Source organism: Deinococcus wulumuqiensis R12 (assembly GCF_011067105.1).
In the GTDB taxonomy this organism is placed as follows: domain Bacteria; phylum Deinococcota; class Deinococci; order Deinococcales; family Deinococcaceae; genus Deinococcus; species Deinococcus wulumuqiensis.
Window position 1 is genome coordinate 1,435,001 of the sequence record NZ_CP049357.1, and the last position, 15,934, is coordinate 1,450,934.

Genomic DNA, 15,934 nt, shown 5'->3' on the forward strand with positions numbered 1-15,934 from the left:
TTGCTGGCAGGGCAAATTCGAGTACAACGTGGCCCGGCCCCAGGGCTGGATGGAGCAGGTGCAGCCCGGCTGGACCCCGCCGCTGCCCACCCCCCCTTTTCCGAGTTACCCCAGCGGGCACGCCACCGTCAGCGGAGCCGCCGCCGAGGTGCTGGCGCGGTTTTTCCCCTTGCAGGCCCGGCAACTGCGGCGCGACGCCCAGGACGCGGCGTTCTCGCGGGTGGTCGGCGGCATCCACTGGACCCTGGACGGTGCGGCGGGCCTCGATGTCGGGCGGCGGGTGGCCTGGGCCTTGCTGGGCGAGTCGTCCCCCTGATTCCGGAACAGGCATGAAGAAGCGGGACCGGCCAGAAAGGTTGCCGGTCCCGCCCCCGTTTTGCCGAACGGCGCTGGGGTCTACTACAGGTCGCGCCGGTCGAAGGCGAAAATCGCCATCAGGCTGAAGCCCAGGGTGTAGATAAAGAGCAGCACCAGCGCCTGCGTCAGGCTGCCCTGGGTCACGTAGAGGTTGAGGTAACTGGTGAGCAGCACGCGCTGCAAGCCCTCGGGGAACACGACCATCAGCCGCAGCACGCTCAGGGTCGCCAGGGTCGCCAACGCCGCCGCCGAGGTGCCCAGCAGCAGCACGCCGAAAAACAGCGAGAGGGCCGCCACCGGCATCAGCATGACCCAGGTGAGCAGGCCGCCACGCAGCACTTCGGACAGCGCCCCCGAGGGCGAGAGCATGCCCACCCCCTGAAACAGCCCCGGCCCCAGGCCCGTGCCGCCCCTGAACTCGCCGTAACCGTGCGGAATCCCGGCCACCAGCGACCCGAGCAGGGTGGCGGCGACCAGCAGCAGCGGGAAAAACAGCGCCACGACCAGCTTGCCGACAATCACCCGCGTGCGGCTCACGGGCCGCAGGAGCAGCGGGGCCAGCGTGCCCTGCGCGACCTCGGCGCCGATCATCTCGGCCACGGTCACGGCGATAAACAGCGGCATCAGGAACTGCACCGCCACGCCGATGCTGACCGCCGGAAGCTGCCAGCCGCTGACGAGGTCCACCCGCAAAATCTCGTTCAGGCGCGGCGCGAACGACCACAGAAAAGGCAGCAGCGCACAGACCAGCAGGGCGATACGGGCGCTGCGCGAGGCCAGCAGCTTACGGAATTCGAGCGAAATCAGGCTGAGCATCAGGCGTACTCCACACGTTCACGGTAATACTCGTACAGGTCGAAATGGTCGGGGGTGACTTCGTAGACGGCCACGTCCTCGTTCGCCAGCAGCCGCAGCGCCTCGGGCACGTTGGCCTGTGCTCCGAGCTGCGCCACCGCGTAGGGAGGCCGGGCCACAGCCCTGCGCACATACGGCTGACGCTCCAGCAGCGCCGCCGCGCCCACCGGGTCGTCCACCCGGAAGCGGTAAGCACTCGTGCGGCTGCGCAGGTCCACCGTGTCCACCAGCCGCCCGGCGGTCATGATGCCGACGGTGTGGGCGTAGGTGGCGATTTCGCGCAGGTGGTGGGTACTGAGAATGACCGCGCAGCCCGAGGTCGCCAGGCTGGTCACGATGCGGTGAATCAGGCCGATGCCCAGGGGGTCGAGGCCACTGGTCGGCTCGTCCAGAATCAGGACCCGGGGTTCGGCCAGAATCGCGCTCGCCACCCCCAGCCGCTGACGCTGGCCCAGCGAGTACTCGGCCACCCGGCGCCCGCCCATGCTGGTGAGTTCGAGCAGCGCCAGCACCTCGCTGATGCGCCCCGGCCCCACGCCCGCACCGGTCAGCCCGGCGTGAATCTTCAGGTTCTCGATGCCGGTGAACTGCGGGTAGAACTTGGCGGGGGCCTCCACCACCGCGCCCATCAGCGTCCGCGCCCGGGGGCCGTCGGTGTGGACATTGACCCCCATCACCCGCACCTCGCCCCGGGTGGGAAAGGCCAGCCCGGTCAGCATGCGGATCAGGGTGGTCTTGCCCGCACCGTTGGGGCCGGTCAGCGCGTAGACCTCGCCGGGAATCACGTTCAGGAACACGTCGGTCAGCACGTGCGTCTGGCCGTAGCTCTTGGACAGGCCCCGCACTTCGATGGCCGGAAAAGCGGGCACGGAGGATTTGCTCACGCCCTCATCGTAACGTAGGTCACCTCATCAAGACTCTTACAACGGTGCCATAAGGCCGGGCAGAGGGGGCCAAACGGGGCGGGCTTCAGGACGCTTCCCCGGTTTCTTCCAGGGCCGGCACGAACAGCGGCAGGTCCGTCCGCGCCGTCACCGCGCCGGCCGCCACCGCCCGGCGCAGCAGCTCACGCACGGCCCGCTCGCCCTCCTCGCCCACGTCCAGACTCAGGGCATTGACGTACAGGTCGATGTGCGCCTGCATCACCTCGTCGGACATTTCCAGCGCGTGCTGCCGGATGTAGGCGCGGGCCGCGCCGGGGTGGGCGTAGGCGTACTCCAGACTGCGGCGCACGGCGTCCTGCAACGCCCGCTGCGTCCGGACGGGCAGGTCGCGCCGCACCAGAATCGCGCCGAGCGGCAGCGGCAGCCCGGTTTCGCCTTCCCACCAAGCGCCGAGGTCGAGCAGGTTGTCGAGGCCGTAGTCGGGGTAGGTAAAGCGCGACTCGTGAATAATCAGCCCCGCGCCGACGGGTTGCCCCGCGTATTCGCCGCGCTGCACGGCAGGCATCACTTCGTCGTAGCGCATCCGCACAACCTCGGCGCCCGGATAGGCGAGGCGCAGCAGCAGTTCGGCGGTGGTCAGCGCCCCCGGCGAGGCGACCCGCAGGCCGGTGAGGTCCGTGACGCCGGGCCGGGTCACGATGAGCGGCCCCACCCCCCGGCCCAGCGCCCCGCCCGAGCGCAGCGCCACGTAGCGGTCCATCACGCCGAAGTAGGCGCGGTAGCTGATTTTGGTCATCGGCAGGCGGCCCTCGGTGGCCCACTCGTTGAGGGTCTGCACGTCCTCCAGAACTTCCTGCACCGGCAGTGGCCCCTGCACCAGCCCCGCGTGCAGCGCGTGAAAGATGAAGGTGTCGTTGGGGCAAAACGAATACCCGAGGTGCAGCACGTCGGGCAGGGAAGCGGAAGCTTCGGGTGCGGAACTCGTCATGGCTCCAGGGTAGGCCCGGCGAGGAAAAAAGAGGGTGACGTCGGCCCGAACCGGGGCAACCGGGTGAGAGTTGCAAGGACTCCTGTGAGATTTTCGTTTGACAGGGCGCCTTAGGTTCAGTCAACTTGAGGCGCAGCTCAACCGCCTTTTAACCTTTTCTCACCCTCACAAGGAGAATGCCGTGATGCCGCGCCCCCTCTGTGTGCCTCTTGCTGCCCGCCCGCTTCTGCTCGCCCTGGTCCTGTGCGGCCCGCTGAGCGCGTGTAACACGGCGCCTACGCCATCAGCAGGCCCGTCTCCTGTCACGCCATCTCCTGTCACGCCCCCCGCCGCTCAGCCCCCGCTTGCGCCCCCGGCGGCTCCCTCGCTGACTCTCGGGTTGCCGGAAGTCACGCTGAGGGACGGCCAGGACTGGACGGTGCCGGTGCAGGTCAGCCGCGCCCCTGACCGCCTGGAAGTCAGCGGTGCCCCGGCGGGCCTGAGCGCCCTCCTGAGCGGCAGCGAACTGCGCCTGCGGGACACCGGGACCGTGCCCGGCAGCTACCGGCTGACCGTGACCGGCTTCTGGGGCAGCGAGCGGCGGCAGGCGGCCTTGCAGGTCACGGTGCTGGCTCCCGCGCCTGTCTCGCCCCCTGCCAGCCCTGTGCCTCCTGCCAGCCCTGTGCCTCCTGCCAGCCCTGTGCCTCCTGCCAGCCCTGTGCCTCCTGCCAACCCGGTGCCCACCACCCCCGCACCCGATTTCAGCCTCGGCCTGGGTCAGAGCGCCCTGCCCCTCGTGAGTGGTCAAAGTGGCCGCTTGCCCGTCGCCGTGCTTCCCAACGCGGCGCTGACGGAAGCGGTCAAGCTGGCGGTCGCGGCGGCGCCGTCCGGTCTGCGGGTCGGCCTCAGCGGAGAGACCCTGCTCCTGGACGCCGCGCAGACCCCGGCGGGGCACTACACCGTCACCGTGACCGGCACGGCGGCAGGTCTGTCGCGGCAGGCCACGCTTCAGGTCAGCGTTTCCGCCCCGGCTCAGGTGAGCGGCGTGACCCTCACCGCCAGCCGCCTTTCGCTGACTGCCGGAGAGAACCTCGACCTGCAGGCCGCCGTGCAGGGAAGCGGCGCCTACCAGCCGGGCGTGACCTGGGAAGTGCGGGGCGACACCCCGGCCCTGAGTGCCCAACTCACGTCCCGCACCGACGGCAGCGCCGCGCTGAGCGTGCCCGCCAGCGCCCCCGGCGGCACCCTGACGGTCACGGCCCGCAGCGTGCACGACCCCTCGCGCCTCGCCCAGTTGCAAATCACGGTGCAGGTGCCCGTCGCCCCGCCACCGACGGCCCCGGCTCCTTCTGTCCCCAGCGGCTACGTCTGGTATCCCGGCAGTGACCGCGCCGCCAGCGCCGACGAACTCGAAGTCCTGCGTCTGACCAACGAGGCCCGCGCCCGGGGCGCCACCTGCGGCACCGTGCCGCAAGCCCCGGCCCCAGCGCTGCGCTGGAACGACCAGCTGGCCCGCGCCGCCCGCAACCATGCACTGGACCTGGGCAAACGCAGCTACTTCGACCACACCACCCCCGAAGGCGTGAAGTTCAGCGACCGCATCACCGGAGCGGGCTATGTCTGGCGCACCGCCGGAGAAAACATCGCCGCCGGGCAGCCCAGCCCCGCCGCCGTGGTGGACGCCTGGCTCAGAAGCCCCGGCCACTGCACCAACCTGATGAATCCCGCCTTCACCGAAATGGGCGTGGGTGGCGTGAGGGTGGACGGCAGCCCCTACGGCCTGTACTGGGGCCAGAACTTCGGGACGCCGCGCTGAGGAAAAAGGAAGCCGGGGGCGCGGTTAGAACGGCCCCCGGCTTCCTTTTTCCTCAAGCGCCCAGCACCGCCCGCGCCGCCTCGGCATCGCGCCCGAGCTGCGCCCGGAGTTCGTCCAGGCCGCTGAATTTCTGCTCGCCGCGCAGGCGGGCGACGAACCTGACCTGCAATTCCTCGCCGTACAGGTCGCCCTGGTAGTCGAACAGGTGGACCTCGAACCGCCTCTCGCGGCCCTCCACGGTGGGACGCCAGCCGACGTTCGCCATGCCGCCCCAGCGTTCGCCCTTGTCGCTCACGACCTGCACGGCAAAGACACCGAGCGGCAGCGCCTTGCCTTCGGGCACCCGGAGGTTGGCGGTGGGCCAGCCGATGGTGCGCCCGAGCTGGTCGCCGCGCACCACCACGCCCTGCGCCTCGTAGGGGCGGCCCAGCAGCCGCTGCGCGCCGTCCACGTCGCCCCCTGCGAGCAGCGCCCGGATGCGGGTGCTCTTGATGTCGTCGCCGCCGAGCTGGTGCATAGGAAGTGAGACCACGTCGGGGCAGATACCGCGCAGGTCGGTCACGCTCCCGGCGCGGCCCTTGCCGAAATAGAAGTCCTCCCCGACCACCACCGCTTTCGGGCGCATCGTCCGCAGGTCGGCCAGAAACTGCTCCTTGGGCCGGGCGGCGAACTCGGGGGTAAACGGCACGGCGATGGTTTCGTCGATGCCGTAGAGCCGCAGCAGGTCGAGTTTTTCCGGCAAGGTGGACAGAAACTCGACGCCCTGGGTCAGCACGCGGGTGGGTGGGTCGAAGGTGTAGACCACGCTCGGCACGCGGTATTCCCGCGCCCGGGCCTTGAGCTGCGCGAGCAGGGCCTGATGCCCCAGATGGACCCCGTCGAACGAACCGATGGCGATGACGGTTTCGGTGTCGGGCCGCTGCGAGGGCGACACGTAGGTTTTCATTTCGCCCCCTGACCGAGCCGCTGCAGAGCGTACAGCGCCGCCGCGACGGTGGGCGAACTGCTCTCTATGGTGCCTTCACGCAGGCCGTCGAGCAGCGCTTGCGGGGCCATCCAGACTTCCTCGATTTCTTCGTCCTCGTCGAGCGGGAGGCGCGACTCGCGGGGGTTGTTCGCCTCGAACACGTACAGCTGCTCGTCGCAAAAGCCGGGGCTGGTGTAAAAGCGGGTGAGCAGCGTCAGGTCGGCGTCGAGGCCCACTTCTTCCTGCAACTCGCGCCGGGCGGCCTGTTCCGGGGTTTCGCCCTCGTCGATCAGGCCCGCCGGGGCTTCCAATGTGTCGGCACCGACCGCGCGGCGGTGCTGGCGCACCAGCTTCATCTCGCCCTGCTCGCTCAGCAGCAAAATCGCCACCGCGTCGGCGTGGCGCACGATTTCCCATTTGCCTTCTTCCAGTTCAAGTTTGACGATGTGGCCGTCGTAGATGGTCTTGGCAGCGGACATGGGGGAAGTCTAGAGCGGCAAAAGAAAAAGCGCCTATTCTCCGGACATGTTCACCCGCGCCGACCTCGAAGCCCGTGAAGACGCTGGCCTCTCGCCCTTTGCCCGGCGCAGCGGTCAGGCCCGGCGCGAGGTGCCCGAACCCCCCAGCGAGACGCGCACCGCCTACCAGAAGGACCGCGACCGGGTGCTGCACACCAAGGCCTTCCGGCGGCTGGAGGCCAAGACGCAGGTGTTTCTCAACGCCCCGGCGCTCGGCGACCACTACCGCACCCGGCTGACGCACACGCTGGAGGTGCAGCAGGTGGCCCGCTCGGTGGCGCTGTCCCTGGGCCTGAACGAAACCCTGGCCGAAACGGTGGCGCTCGCACACGACCTCGGGCACCCCCCGTTCGGGCACGCGGGCGAGCGGCTGCTCGACGGGCTGATGGGCGACTCCGGGGGCTTTGACCACAACACGCAGGCCCGGCGCATCGTGACGCTGCTGGAGGAGCGTTCGGGCGAGCGCCCCGGCCTGAACCTCACGCTCGATACCCTCGACGGGCTGAACAAGCACGGGCGGGCTGGGCTGCCCCCCGAACAGCGCCAGCCCAGTCTGGAAGCGCAGGTGGTGGACGCCGCCGACGCGCTCGCCTACACCGCCCACGACCTCGACGACGGCCTGAGAAGCGGGCTGCTGCACCCCGGCGACCTGCTGGAGTTGCCGCTGTGGCGCGAGCTGCAGGAGCGCAGCGGGGTCCGCACCGAGCGGCCTTCCTCCGCCGACCTGCGCACCCTGCAACGTGAACTGCTGGGCTGGCTGATCGGCGACCTGACGCGCAGCAGCGACGCGGCGATTGCGGCCAGTGGCGTGGCCTCGCCGGACGCGGTGCAGGCGCACCCGACCCGGCTCATCACCTACAGCCCGGCGCTGCGCCCGCACCTGCGCGAAACCGGGGAGTTTCTGCGCGAGCGGCTCTACCGCCACTGGCAGGTCGAGCGGCAGGTCTACCAGGCCGAGCAGGTGCTGACCGACCTGTTCAGCGCCTTCGAGCAGCGCCCCGGCCTGTTGCCCCCGCGCCCGCGTGCCCGCATCGAGCGCGACGGGCTGCGGCGGGCCATCTGCGACCACATCGCCGGAATGACCGACCGCTACGCGCTGGAAACGCACGCGGCGCTGCGGGGCTGAACCTGCCTGCCGCTACGGCTTGCCCGGTCTTCGTCACCGATCCACAATCTTCAAACCGGCGATGGAGCCGATCAGGACCGTCAGCAGGCCCAGACGCAGCGCCGAGAGACTGTCGCCAAAAAGCACCAACCCGACCAGGATGGTCCCCACGCTGCCGATACCGGTCCAGACGGCGTAGGCGAGGCCGACGGGAAGCGTCTTCAGCGCCTGGGCCAGGCACTCGAAACTGACGATGGCGCACAGCAGGAACAGTCCCAGGTATTTGCCGTCGTGCTGCGACATTTTCAGGGCATAGGTAAAGCCGACCTCGAACAGCCCCGCCAGCAGGACCCAGCCCCAGGCGGCGTTTTTCGTCTGCGGGGCCGGGGCCGTCATGCCGTCACCTTCAGGCCGAGGATGGCCGCGACCATGACCGCCAGCAGCGCGAGCTTGCGCCCGCCGAGCGGCTCACCGAAAAAGGCCCGACCCACCAGGACCGTGCCCACCGCGCCGATGCCGGTCCAGACGGCGTAGGCCGTGCCGAGGGGAATGGTTTCTATCGCCTGTGACAGAAGACCGAAGCTGATCCAGGCGCAGGCGATAAAGGCCCAGAACCAGTTTTTGTTGCGCTGCTCCAACTTGAGCGCCGTCGTGAAGCCGACTTCGAAAAGGCCCGCCAGGACCAGAGCTGCCCACGCGTTCATCCGAACCTCCTGCTATTTCGCATGAATGTGCGAATAAGCGAGGATGTTCTAGCACGGCGACTTCTGATTTAGCAAGAATGTGCTAAAACTCTGTCATGCCGCGTATCGTGGACCATGACCAGCGCCGCCAGGAACTCGTTCACCACGTCTGGGCGCTCATCCGGCGCGAGGGGCTGGACGGCGTGACCATCCGCAACCTCAGTCGGCAGTCCGGCTGGTCGAGCGGCGCCATCCGCCACTATCTGCCGACCCACGACAGCATCCTGACGTTCGCCGCCGAGCAGCTGGCCAGAGCCGTCGAGCAGGAGCTTCGCGCCCTCCCCCTTCAGGGACCGCCCCAGGCACAACTCGAAAGCTTCCTGCTGGCCCTGCTGCCGCTCAGCGGGCCGTCGCGGGAGTGGACGGAGGTCTGGCTGGCTTTCGCGTCCGCTGCCGTGCGGGGCGAGCAGTACGCCGACGCGCACGGGATTCTTTACCGCGACCTGCACGCCACACTTCTGAACATCATGCGCAGTCTGGCGCAGGCCGAGCTGCTCAGAACGGAAACCCCCGAGCAGGCGGCGGCAGGCCTGCACGCCCTGATTGACGGCCTTTGCCTGCATCTGCTCATGCGGCAGCTCACGCCCGACGAAGCCAAAAGAGCCTTGCTTCAGCGGGTCCGGACGCTGCTCGCCGCAGACACGGACACGGTCTCCCCCGGCGCCTGAGCGCGTGTCCCTGATACGGATTCCGCTTCATTCCTGCACAGTCGGGCCTATACAGTTGGGAAGGCGCCGCCTGTGCATCCATATCGCAGAATCCGTATTTTTTCCTACTCGCATCCGCTCTGCTGCGCAGCTTTGCAAGTCGGACTGAATCTGAAACGACCAGATTCAATCGGAATCCGTATGATAGGGCTTCGGACGCAGCGGCGCCTGCGACCTTGCGCCTGCTACCTTCCGGGCGTGTCTTTGCCCTCTTCTCCTCTCGACCCGGCGGCTTCGCTCTACGACCGCATCGGCCCCGACGCGCTGGCGCTGCTCGTTCACCGCTTCTACGCGCGGGTGGCCCGTGACCCCGACCTCGCGCCGATTTTTCCCGACGACCTGACCGACACGGCCCGCAAGCAGCTCGCCTTTCTGACCGGGTTTACGGGCGGGCCGCCGCTCTATCACCAGCTCTACGGGCATCCCCGGCTGCGGGCGCGGCACCTGCCCTTTCCCATCACGCCCCGGCGGGCGCGGGCGTGGCTGGCGTGCATGAACGCGGCGCTGCGCGAGACGCCCGGCATCGCCGAGGCCGACGCGCAGGAGCTGTACCTCGCCCTCTCGCGGGTGGCGACGCACATGGTGAATGCGGAGGACGGGGCGGAGGGCTGACCCCGGCGGCGGCCTCGGGGGAGGCGGCTTAGACACCTTGTGTCAATTGACTAGCCCCGGGCCGGGGGACGTGCGGGCGCCTTGCCTACACTGCTCGGTATGACGCAGCAACGCACCATCGACGACCTTCGCGCTGAAATCGACCAGATCAACCGCGAACTGCTCGCGCTGATTTCGCGCCGGGGCGAAGTGGTGGCCCAGATCGGCCACGCCAAGAGCGCCGAGGGCCGCCCCAACCACTACGACCCCGCCCGCGAGGAGCAGCAACTCAAGGAACTCGAAAAACTCAACCCCGGTCCCTTCCCCACCGCCACGGTCAAGACGATTTTCAAGGAAATCTTCAAGGCGAGCCTGGCCCTCGAGGAAAGCAACGACAAGAAGCAGCTGCTCGTGTCGCGCAAGGTCAAGAGCGAAGACACCGTGCTCGATATCGACGGCGTGCGGATCGGCGGCGGCGAGGCGCCGGTCATCATCGCCGGGCCGTGCTCCATCGAGTCCGAGGAACAGATGGAACAGACCGCCGCTTTCTTGCAGGGCAAGGGCGTCAGGATTCTGCGCGGCGGCGCCTACAAACCGCGCACCAGCCCCTACGGCTTTCAGGGCATGGGCGTGGACGGCCTGATTCTGGGCAGCCGGGTCGCCAAGGAGCACGGGCAACTGTTCGTGACCGAGGTGATGGACACCCGCGACGTGGACGTGGTGAGCGAGTACGCCGACATCCTGCAAATCGGCGCGCGCAACATGCACAACTTTGCCCTGCTGCGCGAGGTGGGCCGCGCCCGGCGCCCGGTGTTGCTCAAGCGCGGCCTTTCGGCCACCATCGAGGAATGGCTGTACGCCGCCGAGTACATTCTCAGCGAGGGCAACAACGAAGTGATTTTGTGCGAGCGCGGCATCCGCACCTACGAGAAGTGGACCCGCAACACCCTCGACCTCTCGGCGGTGGCCCTCGCCAAGCAAGAAACCCACCTGCCGGTCATCGTGGACGTGACCCACGCCGCCGGGCGCCGCGACCTGCTGATTCCGCTCGCCAAGGCCGCCATCGCGGTGGGCGCCGACGGCATCCACGTGGAAGTTCACCCCAGCCCCGCCACTGCGCTCAGCGACAACGAGCAGCAGCTCGACTTCGCCGGGTACGAGAAGTTCCTGGCCGGGGTGGGCAGTCTGCTTCAGGCACCGGCGGTGGCCGCGACGGTCTGATCCGGAGCCGAAACCCCGGAGCACTTCATTCTTGGCCTTGCCGCTCTATATCCAAGCGGCAGCGAAACACCCCACCGGGCAACGCGCTTCGGGTGGGGTGTTTCGTTGCTCCGGCAGGGGCAAGGCTGCCCCACGTTCAGCCCAGCGGAAAGGTGTGCAGCTCCTGCACCTCGCCGCGCTGCTCCCGCGTCAGGCTCAGGGCCTCGACGTGAAAGTGTCCCAGGGGCGGCACCTCGCGCTGCACCTGTTCCCACAGCTCCTCACTCGCCCAGGGCAGCACGCCGAGCGCCAGGGTGAGGTGCGGCCGGTACTCGGCGCCGTCGTAGGGCGAGCGGCTCGACGGCCCGACTTCCAGCAAGCGGTCGTGCAGTCCCCGAAGCTCCGCGCTCAGCTCGCACTCCAGAAAAATCACGCTCGGGAGCTGTTTCCAGCCTTTGACCCGCACGTCGAAGGCCCGCTGGTCCTGCAAGGCGCCGCGCAGCCCGTCCACCAGTTCGGCAGCGCTCAGCGGGGTGGTGAAGGGAGCACGCAGGTTCAGGTGCGGCAGCCCGAAGCCGCGCACCCCCAGCCGCTCCTGAATGCGCCGCATCCAGGTGTCGAGCGCCTCGGGCGGCCACGCGACCACCGAGTACAGCGGCGCGGGCGCCTCGGCGGGCGCAGGGTCGGAAGTCGGGGAGGCTGGCAAGGTCATGGGAGTGGGTCCGTTTCTCAGGGTCAGGCGGGCGGGTCAGGTCGCTTCGGAACAGGAAGCTTCGGAAGCGGTCGAGTGCGAGGTGGGCGGGGCATTTTCAGGTCTCACTTCACCCGGCTTCAGGATAGGCGCCGCTTCCTCAGCCAGGCGGTAGCGGCAACTCGGCTGGCCGCACGCCAGGTGTTCCTCGCGGGTGACCGGAACGCCCAGCAGCTTGGCGTACATGGCCAGTTCGGCGCCGCACATCACCTTGAAGTGCCGCGCGACCTGCAAATTGGGGCAGTTGCCCTGCACCAGCACCCAGTGCTCCCCCTCGCGTTCGAGGTGGGGCGCGAATCCGAGTTCGGTCAGCACCCCGGTCAGGTGGCGCAGCTTCTCGGCCAGCGGCATCTCGGGCGGCAGCAACTCGCGCAGCAGCGTTTCGAGGCGGTCACTGCGGGCCTGAAGCACCTCGTCTACGGCGTCCCGGCCATAGAGGTCCGACACCGATTCGAGCACGTCCAGGCACAGGCTGGCGTAGGTCCTGGGAAAGGTGCGCTCCTCGGCGTGTTCGGTCAGGCCAAACACGTGCTGGGGGCGGCCCCGCCCGCCGGGTTTCTCGACCTGCACCTGCACCAGCCCCTGCGCCTGCAGGTCGGTCAGGTGCCGCCGCGCCGCCGGGCTGGTGATCTGCAATCGGCCCGCGAGGTCCTGGGCGGTCTGCGGCCCGTGGCGCTTGAGCAGCTCGAGCAGCCGGGTCTTGGTGCGTTCGGGCGGGGTGCCCGGGTCCAGCTCGGCCGCGTCGCGCTCGCCCGCTTCCCGCTGGGGCACGTCACGCAGCTGGGAGGTCATACGACGGGCAGCTGCTCCGGCAGCTCGGAGAGGGTCCGAACGCTGATCTGCCCTGCCAGCGTCCGCGCCACCGCCCGCAGCGACTGCGCCGCCGCGCTGTCCGGGTGCGCCAGCACCGTCGGGGCGCCCAGGTCGGCGTCCTGCCTGACTTCGGTGTCCAGCGGAATCTCGCCCAGCAGCGGGTACTGCTCGCCCAGCTTGCGGCTGCCCCCCCGCCCGAAGATGTCGTAGGTGTGGCCCGTATCCGGCGCCACGAAGTAGCTCATGTTCTCGACCACGCCCAGCACCGGCACGCTGGCCTTGCGGAACATGTCGATGGCCCGCGCCGCGTCGATGAGCGCCACGTCCTGCGGGGTGGTCACGATGACCGCGCCCGTGACCTGAATGGTCTGCGTCAGCGAGAGCTGCACGTCGCCCGTGCCCGGCGGCAGGTCCACGATCAGGTAATCGAGGTCGCCCCAGGCCGCGTCCTTCAGAAACTGCTGAATGGCCGAGTGCAGCATCGGCCCGCGCCAGACCAGCGCCTGACCGGCGGGCGAGAGGTTCGCCATGCTGATGAAGCGCACGCCGTGCGCCTCGATGGGCCGCATCTTGCGGTTTTCGTCGGCGGTCACGCGGGCCTGTCCCTGCCCCAGCATGTGCGCCACCGAAGGGCCGTACACGTCGGCGTCGAGCAGACCCACCCGCGCTCCGTCGTGGGCGAGCGAGGCGGCGAGATTGACCGCCACGCTGCTTTTGCCCACGCCCCCCTTGCCGCTGCCGACCAGCACCACATGCTTGACCCCCGGCAGCGCCGGTTGCGCGGCGGCCCGCACCATCGCGCCAAACTCGATCTGCACGTCGCGCACACCGGGAAGTTGAAGCAGCGCCGAGCGCACGTCGAGTTCGATCTGGCCTTTCAGGGGGCAGGCGGGCGTGGTGAGGTTGACCTTGACCTGCGCCACGTCGCCGCTCAGTTCGGCCCGTTCGATCATGCCCAGCGACACCAGATCACGGTGCAACTCGGGGTCGTTCACAGTGCTCAGGGCACGCAGCAGGGCGTCGTTCATATGGGCGTCATCTTGACCCTAAATCTGCCGCGTAGCAACGACGGAACTCACAGAACGCTGTGCCGCCGCGAGGAACGCCTCCCTTCTCCCGCTGGCCGCACCACCAGAAAACCCCCCACCATGACGGTGAGGGGCCAGAGAAGAAGGAAGGCTCAGGCAGCGGCAATCGTGGCGAGGGCCTGCTCGTCCTTGAGGGTGATCTTGCCGTAGCCGGCGCTGATGACACCCTCGCGGCTGAGTTCACCGACCACCTTGGTCACGGTTTCGCGCACGCTGCCGACAGCGGCGGCCAGTTCGTCGTGGGTGGCGTAGATCATCACTTCGCCGCTGTCGAGCTGCGTGGCGAGGGCGGTGTCCTTGAGTTCGAGCAGCTCTCCGGCGATGCGGGCGCGCAGGCGCTTGCCCACCAGACGGTAAATGCTCTCATAGGCGCGTTCGAGGGTGCGCACCAGATGGGTGGTCACCACCAGGTTGTCCTCGGCGCTCATCAGCGCGGGGTTGATCACGTCGATGGCGCTGTCGGTCACGGCTTCGGCAAAGTAGGCACGGTTCACGCCCGCCAGGGCTTCTTCACCGAAATACTCGCCGGGCTTGACGTAGCGCAGGGTCAGGCCGTTGCCGTCGTCGTCCATGGTGTGCACACGCACCAGGCCGCTGGAAACGCGGTAGAGCATGTCGCTTTTGCCGGGGTAGAGGATGACGGCGCCGGGGCGGTAGGTCACGGTGTCCACGAAGGTGCGGGCAGCAGTTTGGGTCTGGGTCATGAAAAACGCCTCCTGGGGCGAGAAAAGTTGAGGGAACTGGAGGCGCGAACACCTCCGCTGATGTCAGAAAGTATAGGTGAAGATCACAATTTTGTAAACAGTTTTGTTTCTTTAATCATGATTTAGATTACGAGGTGACGAAATGTCATCCAAAGCGGATTTGGCCCTGTTCAGGGGGCGCGTTCTGACCCCCCATATCCCGAAACAGCCCACCTGAACAGCTTTTTTCGCAGTGCTCGGTTCTGGCCTCTCTCCAACCCCATGTCAAATGACCGTCATCCAATTAAGAACCCGATGAGGTCAACTTTTGAGGCTTGCCTCCACCGGGGAAAGACGCTTCTGCCCTGACTTGGCAGCACCGACCCTCAGTCAGAGTGACGTGACTTGCGGAGCCGTATCATGCCGGGCAGATGCTGTCTGAACTCACCCAACTTGTGACCGATGTGCGCGGCGCTTGGGCGGCGGCCATCGGCGGGCTTGACGGCCTGCTGGTGGAAGGGTACTGCCCCACCACCGCCGACCTGAACCTGCTGGTGGCCGAGCATGCCGGGCTGCTGCGGGCGGCGGGCGCCGCTTCCGACACCCTGGGCGGCGAGCAGGCACGCGAGCTGTACCTGCGCGGCGAGAGCATGAGCGTGTACCTGCTGCCGATCAATTCCGAATTCTTTTTGCTGCTTGCCCTCGACGGGCACAGCAATCTGGGGCAGGCGCGGCTGTACGGCCACGCGGCGGCCCGGACCCTGGAGGCACAACTGTGAAGCTGGGCGTGTTGCGAACCCAACCCGGCATCGTGGCCGGGGTGCTGGTCGGTCCCGACGGCCTGCCGCTGGAAATGGTGGGCGAAGGCGAGGTGCTGGCCGCCGAACTCGCCGAGCTGCGCTCCTGGATTGACCGCACGACGGACCGCCTGCAGGCCGGGCGCGTGACCCGGATGGCTTTTACCAGCGAAAAGCTCGAAGTCGTGGCCCTCGCCAGCGGCGCATACGTGCTCGGCGCCGCCGTAACGCGCGGCCTCGACACCCGGCCCATGCAGCAGGCCCTCGCCAAGCTGGCCCTGGAGGTCTTCGACCTGCCGGGCACCGAGGGCCTGTGAGCCTCGTGCCGGACCAGCCCCCGCTGCCCGACCTCTCTCCGCTGCTGGACGTGCGCGGCGTGCAGGGGGCGGGCGTGGTGGACGGCGACGGCCAGATTCTCAACATGGTCGGCAGCGGCGCGACCGACCCCACCATCGTCGCGGCGGCGCGGGCGGTCTTGCAAAGCCTGCAAGCTGCCACCGACAGCCCGAGCTGGCACGACCTGCTGCTCGACCTCGACAGCGGCCCGCTCCTGCTCATGCCCTGCGGCGCAGGGATGCTCCTCGTGCGCTTCGACGAGGTGCCAAGCCTGGGCCGCGTGCGCCTGGGCGTACGCCGGGTGCTGGCCCAGGCCCAGGCGGCGGGCGAGTAAACGGCAGGCTGCACCGACAACTGGAACCGGGCTTCTCCCAGAGGGTCGCCCGGTTCTCTTTGTTCGGTATTGAGGGCAGGGGCCAAAAAGCTGGCACCGCTTGCCAGCGAGCGGACCCGCAGAGCTGCCCGCAAAGCTGCGGAGCAGAGCATGACGCGGTGGGCGGCGCTGCTGCCCACGCCTGCCGTCCTTCGGAGACCGGCGCTGGGGCATGATACGGAGCTGAACTCTTCTTCAGAGATGTCGGAAAAGCGCCGCCATCTCTTCCGCGCCGCTCATACGGCTTTAATCCGATTCCCGAACATCCGGAAAGGCGCCGGATGCCCGCCTATCTCCTTAAAACCGTATTTTTTCCATGCGCTCCGCGCAAAATTGCGCCCGGACATGTCCGGGACTCAATTTTAAACCGTATCAGGGGTCTT

20 protein-coding genes (1 of these 20 only partly in view) are annotated in these 15,934 nt (G+C 68.2%); 9 read left to right on the plus strand and 11 right to left on the minus strand.

The features are described 5' to 3' along the window. Positions 1–316, plus strand: partial view of a phosphatase PAP2 family protein gene (locus G6R31_RS07010; protein WP_051056510.1) — the final stretch only. The gene continues 1,028 nt to the left of window position 1, outside the view; the window shows 316 of its 1,344 coding nt (coding positions 1,029–1,344); the start codon falls outside the window, past its left edge; its stop codon occupies positions 314–316. An 83-nt stretch (positions 317–399) separates the two neighbouring features. On the opposite strand, the gene G6R31_RS07015 is transcribed toward G6R31_RS07010, so the two are convergent. The 3 genes from G6R31_RS07015 to G6R31_RS07025 all read right to left on the minus strand — a co-directional run bounded on the left by G6R31_RS07015 (position 400) and on the right by G6R31_RS07025 (position 3,084). Then, positions 400–1,173: an ABC transporter permease gene (locus G6R31_RS07015; RefSeq protein WP_017871342.1), complete on the minus strand. Its 774-nt coding sequence runs from the start codon at positions 1,171–1,173 to the stop codon at positions 400–402. Beyond that, positions 1,173–2,096 carry an ABC transporter ATP-binding protein gene (locus G6R31_RS07020; RefSeq protein ID WP_017871341.1) on the minus strand — a complete coding sequence of 308 codons (924 nt, stop codon included), beginning with the start codon at positions 2,094–2,096 and terminating at the stop codon, positions 1,173–1,175. The genes G6R31_RS07015 and G6R31_RS07020 overlap by 1 nt, the downstream gene beginning before the upstream one ends. Before the next feature lie 85 nt (positions 2,097–2,181). Further along, entirely contained in the window at positions 2,182–3,084 is a 903-nt protein-coding gene (locus G6R31_RS07025; protein ID WP_017871340.1) for a 1,4-dihydroxy-6-naphtoate synthase, read from the minus strand. 379 nt (positions 3,085–3,463) lie between these two features. Here G6R31_RS07025 and G6R31_RS07030 point away from each other — a divergent pair, with 379 nt between their 5' ends. Then, positions 3,464–4,879 (plus strand): CAP domain-containing protein, encoded by a 1,416-nt coding sequence (locus tag G6R31_RS07030; RefSeq protein ID WP_164993973.1) that lies wholly within the window; start codon positions 3,464–3,466, stop codon positions 4,877–4,879. 52 nt (positions 4,880–4,931) lie between these two features. On the opposite strand, the gene ribF is transcribed toward G6R31_RS07030, so the two are convergent. Beyond that, complete coding sequence (ribF, locus tag G6R31_RS07035) at positions 4,932–5,825, minus strand: riboflavin biosynthesis protein RibF (RefSeq protein ID WP_017871338.1); 894 nt, start codon at positions 5,823–5,825, stop codon at positions 4,932–4,934. Further along, positions 5,822–6,325: an NUDIX hydrolase gene (locus tag G6R31_RS07040; protein ID WP_017871337.1), complete on the minus strand. Its 504-nt coding sequence runs from the start codon at positions 6,323–6,325 to the stop codon at positions 5,822–5,824. Before G6R31_RS07040 ends, ribF begins: the two co-directional genes overlap by 4 nt. A 46-nt stretch (positions 6,326–6,371) precedes the next feature. Between G6R31_RS07040 and dgt the strand changes: the two genes are divergently transcribed. After that, positions 6,372–7,490, plus strand: a complete 1,119-nt coding sequence (dgt, locus tag G6R31_RS07045; protein ID WP_017871336.1) for a dGTP triphosphohydrolase — start codon at positions 6,372–6,374, stop codon at positions 7,488–7,490. A 33-nt stretch (positions 7,491–7,523) separates the two neighbouring features. Here the strand turns inward: dgt and G6R31_RS07050 are convergent, their stop codons facing one another. Together G6R31_RS07050 and G6R31_RS07055 are read right to left on the minus strand one after the other, a co-directional pair. Beyond that, on the minus strand, positions 7,524–7,865 hold the full coding sequence (locus G6R31_RS07050; protein ID WP_010887648.1) for a DMT family transporter: 342 nt from the start codon (positions 7,863–7,865) through the stop codon (positions 7,524–7,526). Then, complete coding sequence (locus tag G6R31_RS07055; protein ID WP_017871335.1) at positions 7,862–8,173, minus strand: DMT family transporter; 312 nt, start codon at positions 8,171–8,173, stop codon at positions 7,862–7,864. The genes G6R31_RS07050 and G6R31_RS07055 overlap by 4 nt, the downstream gene beginning before the upstream one ends. Before the next feature lie 95 nt (positions 8,174–8,268). On the opposite strand from G6R31_RS07055, the gene G6R31_RS07060 reads away from it, so the two are divergent. The 3 genes from G6R31_RS07060 (at position 8,269) to G6R31_RS07070 (ending at position 10,731) form a co-directional block, all read left to right on the plus strand. Beyond that, the gene (locus G6R31_RS07060; RefSeq protein ID WP_017871334.1) at positions 8,269–8,880 is read left to right on the plus strand and encodes a TetR/AcrR family transcriptional regulator; all 612 of its coding nucleotides are present in this window, start codon (positions 8,269–8,271) and stop codon (positions 8,878–8,880) included. Between the two features lie 243 nt (positions 8,881–9,123). Continuing rightward, the gene (locus G6R31_RS07065; protein ID WP_017871333.1) at positions 9,124–9,531 is read left to right on the plus strand and encodes a globin domain-containing protein; all 408 of its coding nucleotides are present in this window, start codon (positions 9,124–9,126) and stop codon (positions 9,529–9,531) included. A gap of 99 nt (positions 9,532–9,630) precedes the next feature. Further along, on the plus strand, positions 9,631–10,731 hold the full coding sequence (locus G6R31_RS07070; RefSeq protein ID WP_017871332.1) for a bifunctional 3-deoxy-7-phosphoheptulonate synthase/chorismate mutase: 1,101 nt from the start codon (positions 9,631–9,633) through the stop codon (positions 10,729–10,731). Between the two features lie 136 nt (positions 10,732–10,867). Here G6R31_RS07070 and G6R31_RS07075 read toward each other — a convergent pair whose 3' ends face one another. The 4 genes from G6R31_RS07075 to G6R31_RS07090 all read right to left on the minus strand — a co-directional run bounded on the left by G6R31_RS07075 (position 10,868) and on the right by G6R31_RS07090 (position 14,066). Next, positions 10,868–11,422, minus strand: coding sequence for a 2'-5' RNA ligase family protein (locus tag G6R31_RS07075; protein ID WP_017871331.1), 555 nt, complete (start codon positions 11,420–11,422; stop codon positions 10,868–10,870). Between the two features lie 36 nt (positions 11,423–11,458). Beyond that, positions 11,459–12,253 carry a helix-turn-helix transcriptional regulator gene (locus tag G6R31_RS07080; protein ID WP_017871330.1) on the minus strand — a complete coding sequence of 265 codons (795 nt, stop codon included), beginning with the start codon at positions 12,251–12,253 and terminating at the stop codon, positions 11,459–11,461. Then, positions 12,250–13,302 (minus strand): iron-sulfur cluster carrier protein ApbC, encoded by a 1,053-nt coding sequence (gene apbC, locus G6R31_RS07085; RefSeq protein WP_017871329.1) that lies wholly within the window; start codon positions 13,300–13,302, stop codon positions 12,250–12,252. Before apbC ends, G6R31_RS07080 begins: the two co-directional genes overlap by 4 nt. Positions 13,303–13,454: 152 nt before the next feature. After that, positions 13,455–14,066, minus strand: coding sequence for a helix-turn-helix domain-containing protein (locus tag G6R31_RS07090; RefSeq protein WP_017871328.1), 612 nt, complete (start codon positions 14,064–14,066; stop codon positions 13,455–13,457). 410 nt (positions 14,067–14,476) lie between these two features. On the opposite strand from G6R31_RS07090, the gene G6R31_RS07095 reads away from it, so the two are divergent. From G6R31_RS07095 to G6R31_RS07105, 3 genes are read left to right on the plus strand one after another with little or no spacing between them, the layout of a single operon-like run. After that, positions 14,477–14,824: a roadblock/LC7 domain-containing protein gene (locus tag G6R31_RS07095; protein WP_017871327.1), complete on the plus strand. Its 348-nt coding sequence runs from the start codon at positions 14,477–14,479 to the stop codon at positions 14,822–14,824. Beyond that, a complete protein-coding gene (locus tag G6R31_RS07100) occupies positions 14,821–15,159 on the plus strand; it encodes a roadblock/LC7 domain-containing protein (protein ID WP_017871326.1) in 339 nt (112 codons plus the stop codon). Before G6R31_RS07095 ends, G6R31_RS07100 begins: the two co-directional genes overlap by 4 nt. Next, the gene (locus tag G6R31_RS07105) at positions 15,156–15,512 is read left to right on the plus strand and encodes a roadblock/LC7 domain-containing protein (RefSeq protein ID WP_017871325.1); all 357 of its coding nucleotides are present in this window, start codon (positions 15,156–15,158) and stop codon (positions 15,510–15,512) included. The genes G6R31_RS07100 and G6R31_RS07105 overlap by 4 nt, the downstream gene beginning before the upstream one ends. Positions 15,513–15,934 lie beyond the last annotated feature (422 nt).

Coding starts and splice junctions, on each gene's coding strand:
- G6R31_RS07015 (WP_017871342.1), bottom strand. CDS start 1,173: ATGCTCAGCCTGATTTCGCTCGAATTCCGTAAGCTGCTGGCCTCGCGC.
- dgt (WP_017871336.1), top strand. CDS start 6,372: ATGTTCACCCGCGCCGACCTCGAAGCCCGTGAAGACGCTGGCCTCTCG.
- apbC (WP_017871329.1), bottom strand. CDS start 13,302: ATGAACGACGCCCTGCTGCGTGCCCTGAGCACTGTGAACGACCCCGAG.
- G6R31_RS07080 (WP_017871330.1), bottom strand. CDS start 12,253: ATGACCTCCCAGCTGCGTGACGTGCCCCAGCGGGAAGCGGGCGAGCGC.
- G6R31_RS07040 (WP_017871337.1), bottom strand. CDS start 6,325: ATGTCCGCTGCCAAGACCATCTACGACGGCCACATCGTCAAACTTGAA.
- G6R31_RS07090 (WP_017871328.1), bottom strand. CDS start 14,066: ATGACCCAGACCCAAACTGCTGCCCGCACCTTCGTGGACACCGTGACC.
- G6R31_RS07050 (WP_010887648.1), bottom strand. CDS start 7,865: ATGACGGCCCCGGCCCCGCAGACGAAAAACGCCGCCTGGGGCTGGGTC.
- G6R31_RS07060 (WP_017871334.1), top strand. CDS start 8,269: ATGCCGCGTATCGTGGACCATGACCAGCGCCGCCAGGAACTCGTTCAC.
- G6R31_RS07070 (WP_017871332.1), top strand. CDS start 9,631: ATGACGCAGCAACGCACCATCGACGACCTTCGCGCTGAAATCGACCAG.
- G6R31_RS07095 (WP_017871327.1), top strand. CDS start 14,477: ATGCTGTCTGAACTCACCCAACTTGTGACCGATGTGCGCGGCGCTTGG.
- G6R31_RS07075 (WP_017871331.1), bottom strand. CDS start 11,422: ATGACCTTGCCAGCCTCCCCGACTTCCGACCCTGCGCCCGCCGAGGCG.
- G6R31_RS07025 (WP_017871340.1), bottom strand. CDS start 3,084: ATGACGAGTTCCGCACCCGAAGCTTCCGCTTCCCTGCCCGACGTGCTG.
- ribF (WP_017871338.1), bottom strand. CDS start 5,825: ATGAAAACCTACGTGTCGCCCTCGCAGCGGCCCGACACCGAAACCGTC.
- G6R31_RS07055 (WP_017871335.1), bottom strand. CDS start 8,173: ATGAACGCGTGGGCAGCTCTGGTCCTGGCGGGCCTTTTCGAAGTCGGC.